Origin of the sequence: Chryseobacterium sp. JV274 (assembly GCF_903969135.1) — a bacterium.
Classification (GTDB): Bacteria; Bacteroidota; Bacteroidia; order Flavobacteriales; family Weeksellaceae; genus Chryseobacterium.
Window position 1 is genome coordinate 4,542,213 of the sequence record NZ_LR824569.1, and the last position, 13,639, is coordinate 4,555,851.

Consider the following 13,639-nt stretch of genomic DNA (forward strand, 5'->3'; position numbering starts at 1 on the left):
CTTAGCTGTAATAAAGTTCGTCTGTACCTTTTGTATCTTCCTTGAATTCATCAAAATCTACAACAGGATTGTAGACCTGCTGTTCCTGCGTATTGGCTTTTCCAACCTGGCTTTTGCTGGTTTCACTTTGCTGGCCATGTTTGAGGATGGTGATTTTTCCTCCTGTGCTGCACATCAGTTCTGATATCTCTGTAAGGCAGCTTTTTCCCATGACTTTTACTTTCTCATAAGTTTTCTGCCATTTTCCGGCGGGAGCATAAGCGCAGGGAAGATATCCTCCTGAACTCGGCTTAAGTTTGCATTGTCCAAACGGTTGTGCCGCCGGATCAAGCTGAAGATCATCTTCTGTTACTGCCAGATAATCGGCATTTCCTTCTTCATCATTCCAGTAATGCTTTTGATGGCTGGTTACTTTAAATTTTGGAAATTTAAACCCCTGATTACACTGTACAGTTCCTTTCTGCACAATGAAATATTTTCCTTCATGAGGACTGGAACTGCTGTCCTCTTTTTTATCTTTTTTTTCCTCTTTATTGGATTGCTGATCTGTTTTTTCAGATGATGGCTCTTCATTTTTTGCCTGCTGTTCTGAAGTGTCTTCCTCGCCGGAACTCATTTCATCTGTAGATTCTTCCTGGGAAGAGTCTGAAATATCCTGAGACTGAGTTTCGTGAGCCATAAGCTGTGGATCTTCCGGAATAAAAATGGTTTTTCCGGGAACAGGTTCCTGCATGACATCTTCCTGCGGACAATGGAGATTGTGATAGGTTTTTAAAATGCCTTCATCTTTCAGCTTAAACTGCCGGGCCAGCGAACTGAATGTGTCGCCTTTTTGTGTGACATAATTTTTCATATTATCCTTGTGTTATATTGATATGGTGTTGATGTATCAATACCTCTTCATGGCTGAGTAAAACCGAAGCTTTAGCCTGAAGAAGATTCTTATTTTTTGTGTGGGTGGTGTATTCTAATATAATATTTCCTTGTGCAGGTTCAGAAGCAGGTTCCTGAAGTTTAATGCCGCGCATGATCTCCTGTGAGGTACATAATTCGGTGATTTTACCCTTTAAAATGGTTAAAACAGAGTGGTCATCTTTATTTTCCTGTTCAATATTGATTTCACATTGTACCGGAAATGAATTCTGTAAAAGATAAAAAGATTCTGCCCATTTTGTTTTCCTTTGGAACCAATCAATTTTGGGAAACAATGCCTGAAACAGAAGCGTACTCTGAAATTGCTGTAATAAAAATAATTCATCCTGAATACCTTTTTCAAACGTATCCATGTAATTTTGAGCAACTTCACCTACATAAAACTCTTCAAGTTCTTTGCGCTGACGGGTAAAAGTGTCTGTGATTTTTTTGTGGTCTGCAAAGCCTGTAATTTGGCCCTTGTCATTCATGATAAATTCAAGAGGCATAGTACTTTTCATACAGGCAATAGATAAACTGCTTACCTTATCATCAGGTGTATTTCCATTGGATTTAAAATCATTTTGACTGTAGCTCAGGATATGTTGGCCTGTATTTCTGTCTTTGTGAAGATCAAGCTCAATGATGTAATCAATAGTAACCGAAGGTTCAAACGGACTTTCAAAGGTTTCATTCACGGAATAGGATTTAGCAAAAAAAGACTCAGAAAATTTTGAAGGAAAACTGTTTTTTCTTTCCTGTTCTTTTTGTTTCTCCGTTTTAAAATTGGTAGGAACAAAGATATTTTTGACGTCATTAAGATTTTCAAACCAAACTTTATCCATTCTTTGGCAATGGGAATTGTGAAACAGCTTTAGTTCCTCGCCGGTCATACCCAGCCGGGAAGCAATAGAGCTCAATGTATCTCCGTTTCGTACCTGATATTGTAAGAAATCAATTTCCATCCAATGTGAATTATAGGATAAAGCTATTAAAAAACTCTATTTGAAATTAATTTTTAGGGTTAAATTTCAAAAATTGTAGTAGAATTACGACACGAGATTGATGCTGTACAGAAAACCACCCCGTCAAAAATTCTTTGAATTTTTGCCACCCCTCCGGAGGAGGGGAATGTTGCGTCTTCAGTTGTGATGCCAGTCAGGATTGGAGTTTTTGTTGAGGCTTTTCTTATTGTTTTAATATGGTTGGATTCCTACGGAATGACAAACTGTATGGGTAAGACTATCATTCCAATTATGTCATTCCGTAGGAATCTAAGCTGCTATATTTTAAAACTTATGTGCTTTTAAAACAGTTCGTTGTAACTTACAATAAGCAGATAAGAAACTTTTGTGACTTTTGTGGTTTCATTATATACACAACCAAAAGTTATGATTACTTTTAAAGCTATAAACAACAGCCATGAAGAATAGATTTTTATACGGAGTTTTCATTGTATTGATCAGTATGTATTCATATGCTCAGTCATCTGTTTTTTTCACCACCAAAGCAAAGGATACTGTAAGGATTAACGAAACATTCAACGAAAAGGATACAACAAGCAGTAAGAGTTTACAAAACCGGCTGAAACCTATTCAGGCTAATTTTAAAAGGATTAATTCAATGACAAAATGGACTTCTGTCCAAAAGAAAAATATTGAAGGAGAATCGGCAGAAGGTGGAGAAGCAACATTTTATTATACGGATAAACGTCTGAAAAAAGTCATCGCCAGGCATTATGGAGAAATGGGGCAGGTCTTGATAGAATATTATCTGCTGAACGGACAATTGTCTTTTGTTTTCGAGAAAGAATACAGATATAACCGTCCACTTTTCTATGATGCTAAAGCAATGAAAGAAAATAATGATACAGAAGCATTTGATTTGAAAAAATCAAAAATTACAATGACCCGTAATTATTTTGAAAAAGGAAATATTATTTTAATCAATACTACTACAGGACGCGAATCTAACATCAGTGCGGATTATCCGGCTGAACAGGAGAAGAGTATAACGGAGGATTTTAAAAGGCTTCTGAAATTAGCTGATTAAGTGGTTGTTATTGGTGATCTGCTTTGATGATATTCAGTCTTTCTTCAACTTCATTGATTCTCTTGAGCCAATAGTTGATTCCTTCCTGATTGGTTACTGTTTCTTTAAAAGCATTCCGGTTCACAGCCCATAGGTGTGAGCTGTTTTTTTGATAATCCAGTTCGCGTTCCTTTTTATTCTCAGGTTCTATCCGGTATCTCCAGAATACCAGAGAATGCATATATTCTGAGCGGATTTTTTCCAGATAGGCAATAATAGCCTTTCGGTCCTGAGGAATATATCCGGGACCAGAGCATCCACATGAATGAAAAGTGATTCCTACCGTATACAAATCGCGGATATGAGCCCATTGTTTGTCGTCATTTTTTGGAGGGGATTTAAAATCAAGTCCCATATTGGCCATCAGATTTCCACATTCGGGGCATTTGGCTTCCACTGAAGTCTGAGCATCCCGGTCCACATCTTTTAAATGACGGCGTTTGAAAGTTTTCTGGCAGTTGAAACAGGCATAATGTCCTTTGTAAACCATCATGGAGTATCGGCACATATTAAAGTCTTATTCTTTGGTTATAAGTTATTTTTTATTTGTTTTTTCCTCTTCATTACAATTGATTCCCATCAGACTGCTGGCGCTTCTCGGATCGTAGACCGACCATACATCTCCCCAGGGAAATTTGAAGGTACAGCTTGGGTAAGGGTTTTTCTTTTTTTGGGTTGGAGGGATTTCCAGGATCTTGGTGAGAAAGGTGTTGTTTCTGTGAAAAACTTTCATTTCTTTTTCCTCTGTCCATTCATTCCAGTCTTTGGCATCACCATTTTCCCATGTGTTCATATGGATAATGTCCAGCTGATTTCCGAAAAAGCACAGACTGAAAGATATCTGATACCCTTTTATTTCTATAGGCTGAAAATAATACCAAAAATACCCGGTTTTTACATCCCACATATTATGATATTGTTCTTTATAAAAATCAGTCTGTTTCAGCTGCTCAAGACTCATTCCCCGATAAAGCTGTATATTGAAGGTTTCAAGCTCTATAACTCCATTTTCACTGTTAATCAGCATGTCCCAAAAAATTGAAGCTATAAATATACCCGTTTTTTCTTTACAGTCAACGAATAATATTTACAGCTTCTGGTAGAAATAGAAATATCGGTGTGTTATTTGGGTTATGGGTTTGAGATTATTAAGGTAGAAGGGATATCAGAAAGCCAAAGACTTTTTGTATCAATGAGATTTTTCCAGCTTTTACTGCTGATCAGCATCAGATCTTGAGAGTTCAGAAATTCTTTCTCAATCTTTTTCTCATTATACAGCGTAATATGATTAGGAGCTACCTGTTCAATACTTCGGATAAGCTCTTTCACCTCAATATTATTTCGGATCTGTCCTGCTGCATCAAGAATGATAACCTGTGAATTGTTGTTATTGATAAGCCTTTTCGCATATTCAAGAAGGTAAAAATCACTCAGGTTAAAGATCGGAACAAAGATCTTGTCCGCTGTTTTAAATTCTTTATCAACAAGGATTCCTACAGGAATAGTCGATTTATCCAAAACCTGAAGCGTCAGATCATCGAAAGGAGAAGTGTTGAAAATATTTCCTTTTCCTTTTACAGTGTTCAATAATTTTTCAGGATTAATGATTTTGGTAGTAAATCCTAATAATCTACCCAGTAAACTTCCCTCATACATGGATTTTCCAAGCATGATCAAAAGAAGATCATAGTTTCCTTTATTGGTAATATTCGTCAGGTCACTTTCAACATCTGTAGAAGCTTTGAAAAGAGTAGTTACTTCGAGCTGAAGCTCATGAGAGGTTTCAATGACATTTTTAAACTGTTCTTTTTCAAAATTTTCAATGTCGAAGGCGTGAAGTTCATCTACAGGAGCAATATTCATCGCAGTTACGCTTTTGTTCCCGTTCATTTTATGGGTAAAGTTATCTGCCAGTTTCAACAGTTTGCTTCCTGCTTTTGCCGTCTCAAAAGAGAGAAGAACTCTGTATTTTGTATCATTATCCTCTTGTTCATCTTCTTCAATCATTGATTTTTTTCCTTTGAAAAGGTAATTGATAAAATCCAGGCATGGCCCTGTCATAAACGTTGTAAATAACGCCATGATAACAAGCATCGCGAAAAGCTCAGGCCCCAGTACTCCTAAATCATAACCGATATTAAGAACGATAAGCTCTGTAAGCCCCCGGGTATTCATCAAGGCGCCTATGGTGAGACTGTCTTTCCAGCTTATTCTTAAAAACCTTGCGGTAAGGGCGCTTCCTACGAATTTCCCGGTAACAGCTGTTAAAATAATCAATCCGCCGATTTTCCAAAGATGAGGATCATTCAATAGCCCGATCTGGGTTCTTAATCCCGTAAATACAAAGAAAAGAGGCAGTAGTAAAACCAAGGCAACATCTTCTATTTTTTCTATGAAAAGATTCCTGAATTTTATGTTTTCCGGCATAATGGCTCCGGCCATAAATGCTCCGAAAAGTGCGTGAATCCCAATAACTTCTGTGGCATATGACGAGATGATAAGAATTAAGAAAAATACAGCAACCAGTGATTTGCTGATGAAACCTTTTCCTTTCTGTGATTCAGCAATTCTATTCAGAAACGGTCTTACCGCCTTTATCATAATGAAAACATAGAGAATAGCCATTAAGATAACGAATACTGATCCTGAGAAAGAGCCTGCTTTTACCACAGCAATTACCGCTGCTAAAATACACCATGCTGTAATATCGTCAGCTGCCGCACAGGTGATTACTACGGTCCCTATCTTGGTTTTGTGAAGGTTTCTTTCCTGAACGATTCTTGCCAAAACCGGAAACGCTGTGATACTCATCGCAATAGCTATAAACAAGGCAAATGAGCTGAACTGAATACCTTCCGGTGCAAATTCTTTATAAATAAAATAAGAAAGTCCCACTCCTAATGCAAAAGGAAAAATAATACTTGCGTGGCTGATCACTACGGCATCATGTGCCTTTTTTCTCAGAACACTAAGGTCAAGCTCCATTCCGACAATATACATGAAGAGAATAAGACCAATCTGACTTAAAAATTGTAGATTAGGAAGAGATTCTTTCGGAAAGATAAAGGCAGAAAGTTCCGGGAAATACAATCCGAAAAGTGACGGCCCCAAAACAATACCTGCAATCATCTCACCAATTACGGAAGGCTGTTTCAGCTTTATACAGATCCATCCGAAAAGTTTGGCTACCAGAATAATGGTCACGATTTGGGTAAGAAGAAGTGCCAAAGGATGATGAAGATTCGCTAGAAAAGAATCTGCGAAATTTTCCCACATCGTAGCCCCTGTAGCTTTGCTCGGAGTAATATTTTCTCCGATTTCCAGTGTTTTGCCCTGGATAAAAAACCAGTACATAAGGCAAGAAAAGAATGCAATGGTACTGATATAAAAGATAATATTTTTGTATTTCCCCAAATTCATGATTCCAATATTTTGATGCAAAGTTGATAAGAATATATTGAGATTAAAATACTCTTGTTTTTAAATGTAATGAATGTTCTAAAAAATGTAATAAAATCTATTTGAATGAATAGCCCAATCCGACTCCTATTTTCCAGCTGCCATTCTGATCCGTCGTTTTGGAATTATAATAAGCAGGAATCTGAAAGGCAATTCTTTTGTAAACTATAGTAAGACCTGCTCCCAATGTAGGCATAATAGGACTGTTTTTGGTTCCTGATGACCTGTCTTCTTTAATCCTTAATGAAGGAAGCATTCCCAATATAAATTTTATATGTTTGTGATTAATACTTACATTTGGTCCTGTAAAGTTAATAAAAGCACCATGATCTACATATCCGGCCACTGCAATCCCGTTAAAAAGAGAAACCTTAATTTTTGAAGGGATTTCCTGAGAAAAACACAAGCCGGATATGAGAAGCCCTGCAGCATAGAAAAAGTTTTTCATTATAAAATCAATTAATTCTATGCAAAAATAAATCGATTTCACACTGAAAAAGGAGTGCTGTAATAAAGGCGGGATATTCTGTAACGAAACCGTAAATATTTGAAGAAGGATTATTTCCCGAATAACTCCATCAAGGAATTTTTATAGGTATCTCCAATCTGAAGTTTCAGAAAGGTATGGTCCTCAGTGGCGATTGTTGTAATAATTTCATTCGTTGAAAATACCTTAATGGAGGAAAGTGCAATGATCTCTTTTTTGTTGATCTGAGCAAAATCTTTGGCTGGAAGCATTTCCAGAAGATTTTTAAAATTCAGGTTTTTTAATACGATGGTGGTTCCATCACTGAGAATGATATCTTTATCCCTGCTGTCAATTTCAGAGGTTTTGATATACGAGATCTGTTCTGTGAATATGACGGTTTTGCCGATATTGGTATTCCATTCTATAAAGTCTTTTTTAGGAAGATTTTCCACCAGTTCTTTAGCTTTTTCGAAGGCCTGGATCAGTCTTTCTTTTTTGATAGGTTTTCTTACGTAATCTACCACATTCAGATCGAAAGCTTCAGCTGCATATTCTTTATAAGCGGTTGTAAAGATAATTTTTTTTGACCCTGAAATAATTTCAGCCACCTGAAGTCCGGTCATTCCGGGCATTTCAATATCCAGAATACACAGATTACAGTCAAGGTTATCTATTTCATTCAAAAAGATTTTAGGATCATTGAATGCTTTTACCACTTCTACATTGTCGATCTGTTCACATAGAAGTTTTAAATAGCTGATGGCTAATAACTCATCATCCAGAATAACGCATTTTATCATAGAATTCTCCTAAATTGATTTTTAATTCTGCAGTAAAGACTCCATTTTTTGAACTTCTTTCCAGGTGGTAGTACGTGCTGTAGATCATTTTAAGCCTTTGATCAAAAGACTGACTTCCGAAACCGCTTTTTTCCTTTTCCAGAATATTCTTTAACGAAGCTTTATTGCTTACTTTCATTGTGAAAATACCATTTTCAAGCTCCATATAAATGGAAATAAAAGAATCCTGAGCCAGGAAATCCGTATGTTTAAAGGCATTTTCAATAAGATCCACAGAAATCAGCGGAGCAAATACCTTTTCTTCATACAAAGGATCAGATTTATTAATCCTTGATTTGATTCTGAAGTCAAAAAGTGGGTTGATCTTGATCTTATTAATTTCAATAAGGCTTAAAGCAAAATTGAGTTCCTCTTTCGGGCTTACATACTTATTATTGCTTTCATATAAAATATAATCCAGTACATTGGCCAGTTTATCCAGTGACATATACGTCTGATAAGCATGAGACTGAACTGAATTAAGAATATTTTTAAACAAATGCGGATTCAGCTTTGTACCGATATGTTCCAGACGGACTTCATTCAGGCGCTGTTCAATAAGTTTGTTGGTTTCCGATAATTTGGTATTTCTCTGCTTCAGTTTCTGATTCTGGCTGAAAAGGTAAATACTGGTCGTAAGAAACAGGAAAATGGCAAAAACTCCGATGAATATCAGATAATCATGAATCATGTAGTAATTGCCGTCCATACTGTGGTATTAAAACTATTTAAGTTTTTTAAGACCGTTTACCATCACTGTTTCTTCACATTTTTCATACGTGATTTCGTAAGACGGATTTTTTTCAGGATAGGTTAAAAGATAGCTCGGACAAGGTTTCTTTTGTGCATGACTGCGGTCAAAATCTACTTTTCCTTTGGTAATGATACTGTCTTTTATAAATTTTTCATCAATCTTGTAGGCTGCCATTGCACTTTTGGCCTCGTCAGAATATTTGAATTCTTTAGAAAGACTTTCAGCAATAACACGGCTGTTCGGTAAATAGCCACTGCAGCTTGCCCCTTTTTTGTTTAAAATAAAAAATACGAGTAAAAGCCCCGGAATGAAGCCTATTGCATAAAATTTCAGTTTTTTCATTAGAAAATTAAAAGATTGATATCGTGGTACGTAAGTCCGAAACGGTCGCAGATGATCTTCTTGGTATGTCTTCCTTTGTACATATATAAGCTCTGCTTCATTTCGTTTTTGCGGATCAGCATGTTTTCAAAGCCGCCCTCTTCGTCATAATTTAAAATATAGGAAAGGAAGAAATTCGAGATAGCCTTAGTGGTAGTTCTCGGCATTCTTGAGGTAAGGTTCGGAAGTCCGCAGTGGATAACACCGTGTTTTATGACATAAGGATCTTCCATGTTAGTTAGTTCTGAGGTTTCAATAACTTTACCGTTGTCTATAGTGATATCAATAATGACACTTCCTTTTTTCATTTTCATCACCATATCTTCAGTGACGATAGGAGTCATATTCAATCTTGGCAGCGCTCCTATCACTACATCAGCACGTCTTAAACTTTTGCTGAGTTCTTTAGGATCAATAATGGAAGTCGGTACTCGGCTGTCAACAATGGTATGAAGTCTTCTCAGTTTAGATAGAGAGTTGTCGAAAACTTTCACACTGGCTCCTAAACCTATTGCTGCTTTTGTAGCAAATTCACCTACAATTCCGGCTCCAAGAATCACTACTTCTGCAGGTCTTACTCCTGTAATGCCTCCCAACATTAAGCCGTTGGATAAAGCTAATAATTCTGAAGCATATAAAATGGAAACAGTTCCTGCAATTTCACCGATTAATCTCACCAGTGCCAGCTGTTTGTATTCATCAACGATAAATTCAAAGGCAATGGCATTTATTTTTTTCTCTGCAAGCTTTAAGAAATATTCCTTGTCTCTGAGATTGATCTGAAGTGCCGAAACCAGATAAGTATTAGGTTTCATGTACTCAATTTCGTCTTCGGTAGGAGGGTTTACCTTCAGAATAAGATCCTGCCCGAAAGCTTCTTTAGGATCATTCGTGATCTTTGCTCCTGATTCGGAATATTGTAAATCTGTAAAAAACGAACCTTCCCCAGACCCGGATTCTATAATAATCTCATGGCCATGCTCTACCAACACCTGTACGGCATCAGGAGTAATGCAGGTTCTCCTCTCGTTGAGACAGGTCTCTTTAGGAATTCCAATACTGAACTGTTTTCCCTTTTTAATAACCTCCAATTTTTCCTCTTTCGGCATCAATTCTTCTTCTGTGAAAGGAGTAAAAATATTTGTACTCATCCTTAAATTAAATTATGTCTTACAGATTGTTATTTACACTCAATTTATGAGCAAAGATACATAATATTTAATCGAATGAAACTTCTCTGTTTTCACCCGTGTTCACAATACTCATTGTGTGATAGTTGAGACCGTAAAGCTCCTCTTCATACACTTCCGGCCACTCGATAATGCATAAAAAAGAGTTGTCCAGATATTCTTCAATTCCGATATCATAGACTTCTTCAATGTTTTTTAAACGGTAAAGATCAAAATGATATACCTTTCCTTTTTCCGTATTATATTCATTGACAATAGAGTAGGTAGGGGAGTTTACCTCATCCTTGCTGCCCATATTTTTAAGCAGAAATTGGGTGAAAGTGGTTTTTCCTGCTCCCAGATTTCCCTTTAGTAACAGGATATTATGTTTTAATTCCGGAATGATGCTATCAACAACTTTCTGCCAGTCTTCGATTGTATGTATAGTGAATTGCATATGCTAATTTATTTTGCAAAAATAATGATAAAACCTACTAAATATAATGCACATGTATTATATAATTGTAAGGTTTTTTTTTATGTGTATTTTTGTACTATGATTTCCAAACAGACCATTGATAAGATATTCTCCACAATCCGGGTTGAAGAGATTGTGGGCGAGTATGTGCAGTTGAAAAGAGCAGGGTCTAACTTTAAAGGGCTCAGTCCTTTTCATGAAGAAAAATCTCCGAGTTTTGTTGTTTCACCAAGCAAACAGATCTGGAAAGATTTCTCAACCGGAAAGGGAGGAACCGCCATCTCTTTCCTTATGGAAATTGAGAATTTTACCTATCCTGAAGCCCTTCGCCATGCGGCAAAAAAGTACGGAATTGAAATTGAAGAAGATCTGCGTGAAATTTCCGAAGAAGCAAAACATGCACAGACTGAAAAAGATCTTTTATATAAAATTCATGAAGTTGCCAATACGTATTTCCAAGAAATTCTTTGGGATGAAGAAGAGGGAAGAAGTATCGGATTGGCTTATTTTAAAGAAAGAGAGCTAAAGGACGATATTATCAGAAAATTCCAGCTGGGATATTCTCCTGAAAAGAAGAATGCCTTTACTGCTTATGCACTGGAAAAAGGATATACCAAGGAAATTCTTGAAAGATCCGGACTTTCTATTTTCCCGGAAAATACTCCTGCAGGAGTAGACCGTTTCAGGGAACGTGTGATTTTTCCTATTCACAGTTTTTCAGGAAGGGTTCTGGGTTTTGGGGCAAGGATTCTTAAGAATAACGTTAAAACTGCAAAATATCTTAATTCGCCGGAAACGGAGATTTATCATAAATCCAATGTTCTTTACGGATTAAATCAAAGTAAACAGGCGATTTCAAGAAAGAACGGCTGTCTTTTGGTGGAAGGATATATGGATGTGATTTCACTTCATATGTCCGGAATTGAAAATGTAGTGGCCAGTTCCGGAACGTCTTTAACAACGGAGCAGATCAAACTGATCAAAAGGCTTACAGAAAACGTAACGATTCTTTTTGATGGTGATAATGCCGGTATCAAAGCCAGTTTCCGAAGTATCGATATGCTGTTGACAGAAGGAATGAACATCCGTGTCTTGCTTTTCCCTGATGGAGATGACCCGGATTCATTTGCCAGAAAACATCCGCAGGAATACGTAGAAAAGTATATTGAAAACGAAGCGATGGATTTCATCGACTTCAAAGCGGAAATTCTGTTGAGGGATGTTGGTAATGACCCTATTAAAAAAGCAGAAGCGATAAGGGATATCGTGAAATCTGTTTCTTTTGTACAGAATGCATTGAAAAGGGAAGTTTACCTTAAAGAGGTTTCCAATAAATTCGGACTTTCTGAGCAGAGTCTTTTCAATGAGCTTGATGTTCAGAAGCAGATCACACAGAATCAGACCCATCATGTTCAGCAGCAACAGAAGGAAAAGGCAGCTCCAAAGATGGAGATTGTTCCTCTGGAAAAGGAAAAAGAAGATCCTTTCCTGTTTGATGTACTGTTTATGGAGAATAAGCTGGTAGATCACATGCTGATGTTTGGAGATATTATTTTGAAAAGGAAAAATGAGCAGAATGAAGAATATCAGATTACGGTTATTGAAGAAATTCTCCATCATTTTGAAGAAGAACAGTATATATTTTTAGTCAAAGAAAATGAGATTATTATCAACCAGGTGAGAGAGGGAATTCAGAAAGATGAACTTAGAAGTGGAAACTTTTTTGTATCTTTTATGGATGAAGAGATTACCACAAAGGTTGTGGATGCTTTGATTCCGCTGGATGATCTTGAAAACTGGGCTTCCAGAAATATTTATCCTCCCAATTATGGAGATAAAGTGGCAGATCAGATCCAGGGAGATGTTTTATTGCATAAATACAGATATATTGATTATTTAATTACAGAAACAGCTAAAGAACTTGATCAGTACAGTACTACAGATGAAGGGAAATATTATGAGCTTATCAAGAAAATTACCTTATTGAAACAGGCTTCGATGCGATTGAGCAATATCATCGAATATTCGCCTATCAAAGGAATCTATGGAGATCGAAAAAGATAGTTTTTAAGTCAGTTTTTTTGGTATTCTATGACAAAAAGTCCTATAAAATTTTAGGAATAAATATTGTAATTTAAACATCGAGAATAATATAAAAATAATACATAATAGAAATATGGACATTAAAAAGGATTTCAGAGACTTCTCTGTAAAACATTTAGGAAACAACGGTTTGGTTACCGATCAGTATATGGGAATGTATGGCCCAACGAATCTTACTCCGTACATCATGGAAGAAAGAAGATTAAACGTTGCTCAGATGGACGTTTTCTCCCGTTTGATGATGGACAGAATTATCTTCCTGGGAACAGGTATTGATGATCAGGTGGCAAACATCGTTACGGCACAGCTTTTATTCTTAGAAAGTGCTGACCCATCAAAAGATATTCAGATCTATATCAACTCTCCCGGCGGAAGTGTTTATGCAGGTTTAGGTATTTATGACACCATGCAGATCATTAAGCCAGATGTAGCTACTATCTGTACAGGGATGGCTGCTTCAATGGGAGCTGTATTATTGGTTGCCGGAGAAAAAGGAAAACGTTCTGCGCTTAAGCACTCAAGAGTAATGATTCACCAGCCTTCAGGAGGTGCTCAGGGAGTTGCTTCTGATATGGAGATCAACTTGAGAGAGATGCTGAAATTGAAGCAGGAACTTTATGAAATTATCGGTCACCATTCAGGACAAACTTACGAGTGGGTAGAAAAATCTTCTGACAGAGATTACTGGATGACTTCTGAGGAAGCTAAAGGCTACGGAATGGTAGATGAGGTTCTTCAAAGATCTACAGAGAAAAAATAATTGATTGTAAAATCATAAGAAACCGCACCGATTTGGTGCGGTTTTTTTTGTTGGATTAATTATGAATTTTAAACTGTATTGACTGTTTAGATTCCTGCGGAATGACACAATTGAAATGATGGTTTATACATACAGTTTGTCATTCCGTAGGAATCCAGCCGCAATCATTCAAGAAGAAATACTTCAGACGGAATCTCAATCCAGACCAAATTCCAATTGAAGAC

Annotated in this window: 14 protein-coding genes; 3 read left to right on the top strand and 11 right to left on the bottom strand. The window is 36.7% G+C overall.

The window, feature by feature from the left end; translation table 11 throughout:
• Position 1 precedes the first annotated feature (1 nt).
• The gene (locus CHRYMOREF3P_RS21025) at positions 2-853 is read right to left on the bottom strand and encodes a PAAR-like protein (RefSeq protein ID WP_180565440.1); all 852 of its coding nucleotides are present in this window, start codon (positions 851-853) and stop codon (positions 2-4) included.
• Position 854: 1 nt separating this feature from the next.
• Positions 855-1,877, bottom strand: coding sequence for a LysM peptidoglycan-binding domain-containing protein (locus tag CHRYMOREF3P_RS21030; RefSeq protein WP_180565441.1), 1,023 nt, complete (start codon positions 1,875-1,877; stop codon positions 855-857).
• Between the two features lie 457 nt (positions 1,878-2,334).
• Here CHRYMOREF3P_RS21030 and CHRYMOREF3P_RS21035 point away from each other — a divergent pair, with 457 nt between their 5' ends.
• Positions 2,335-2,964, top strand: a complete 630-nt coding sequence (locus tag CHRYMOREF3P_RS21035; RefSeq protein ID WP_180565442.1) for a hypothetical protein — start codon at positions 2,335-2,337, stop codon at positions 2,962-2,964.
• A 7-nt stretch (positions 2,965-2,971) separates the two neighbouring features.
• On the opposite strand, the gene CHRYMOREF3P_RS21040 is transcribed toward CHRYMOREF3P_RS21035, so the two are convergent.
• The 9 genes from CHRYMOREF3P_RS21040 to tsaE form a co-directional block, all read right to left on the bottom strand.
• The gene (locus CHRYMOREF3P_RS21040) at positions 2,972-3,496 is read right to left on the bottom strand and encodes a hypothetical protein (protein WP_317043601.1); all 525 of its coding nucleotides are present in this window, start codon (positions 3,494-3,496) and stop codon (positions 2,972-2,974) included.
• Between the two features lie 42 nt (positions 3,497-3,538).
• Positions 3,539-4,030 (bottom strand): hypothetical protein, encoded by a 492-nt coding sequence (locus CHRYMOREF3P_RS21045; protein WP_180565443.1) that lies wholly within the window; start codon positions 4,028-4,030, stop codon positions 3,539-3,541.
• Positions 4,031-4,134: 104 nt separating this feature from the next.
• Positions 4,135-6,423 (bottom strand): cation:proton antiporter, encoded by a 2,289-nt coding sequence (locus CHRYMOREF3P_RS21050; RefSeq protein WP_228408727.1) that lies wholly within the window; start codon positions 6,421-6,423, stop codon positions 4,135-4,137.
• A 97-nt stretch (positions 6,424-6,520) separates the two neighbouring features.
• A complete protein-coding gene (locus tag CHRYMOREF3P_RS21055; protein WP_180565444.1) occupies positions 6,521-6,910 on the bottom strand; it encodes a hypothetical protein in 390 nt (129 codons plus the stop codon).
• Positions 6,911-7,020: 110 nt separating this feature from the next.
• Positions 7,021-7,731 carry a LytR/AlgR family response regulator transcription factor gene (locus CHRYMOREF3P_RS21060; RefSeq protein ID WP_077415440.1) on the bottom strand — a complete coding sequence of 237 codons (711 nt, stop codon included), beginning with the start codon at positions 7,729-7,731 and terminating at the stop codon, positions 7,021-7,023.
• Positions 7,706-8,479, bottom strand: coding sequence for a histidine kinase (locus CHRYMOREF3P_RS21065; RefSeq protein ID WP_077415438.1), 774 nt, complete (start codon positions 8,477-8,479; stop codon positions 7,706-7,708). The genes CHRYMOREF3P_RS21060 and CHRYMOREF3P_RS21065 overlap by 26 nt, the downstream gene beginning before the upstream one ends.
• Positions 8,480-8,494: 15 nt before the next feature.
• A complete protein-coding gene (locus CHRYMOREF3P_RS21070) occupies positions 8,495-8,866 on the bottom strand; it encodes a DUF4258 domain-containing protein (protein WP_077415436.1) in 372 nt (123 codons plus the stop codon).
• Positions 8,866-10,056 (bottom strand): alanine dehydrogenase, encoded by a 1,191-nt coding sequence (locus tag CHRYMOREF3P_RS21075; protein WP_180565445.1) that lies wholly within the window; start codon positions 10,054-10,056, stop codon positions 8,866-8,868. The genes CHRYMOREF3P_RS21070 and CHRYMOREF3P_RS21075 overlap by 1 nt, the downstream gene beginning before the upstream one ends.
• Positions 10,057-10,123: 67 nt before the next feature.
• Positions 10,124-10,531 (bottom strand): tRNA (adenosine(37)-N6)-threonylcarbamoyltransferase complex ATPase subunit type 1 TsaE, encoded by a 408-nt coding sequence (gene tsaE / locus CHRYMOREF3P_RS21080; RefSeq protein WP_077415432.1) that lies wholly within the window; start codon positions 10,529-10,531, stop codon positions 10,124-10,126.
• A 99-nt stretch (positions 10,532-10,630) separates the two neighbouring features.
• Here tsaE and dnaG point away from each other — a divergent pair, with 99 nt between their 5' ends.
• Together dnaG and clpP are read left to right on the top strand one after the other, a co-directional pair.
• Positions 10,631-12,616, top strand: coding sequence for a DNA primase (gene dnaG / locus CHRYMOREF3P_RS21085; RefSeq protein WP_077415431.1), 1,986 nt, complete (start codon positions 10,631-10,633; stop codon positions 12,614-12,616).
• A 112-nt stretch (positions 12,617-12,728) separates the two neighbouring features.
• A complete protein-coding gene (clpP, locus tag CHRYMOREF3P_RS21090; protein WP_034726592.1) occupies positions 12,729-13,415 on the top strand; it encodes an ATP-dependent Clp endopeptidase proteolytic subunit ClpP in 687 nt (228 codons plus the stop codon).
• The last annotated feature ends 224 nt before the right edge of the window (positions 13,416-13,639 follow it).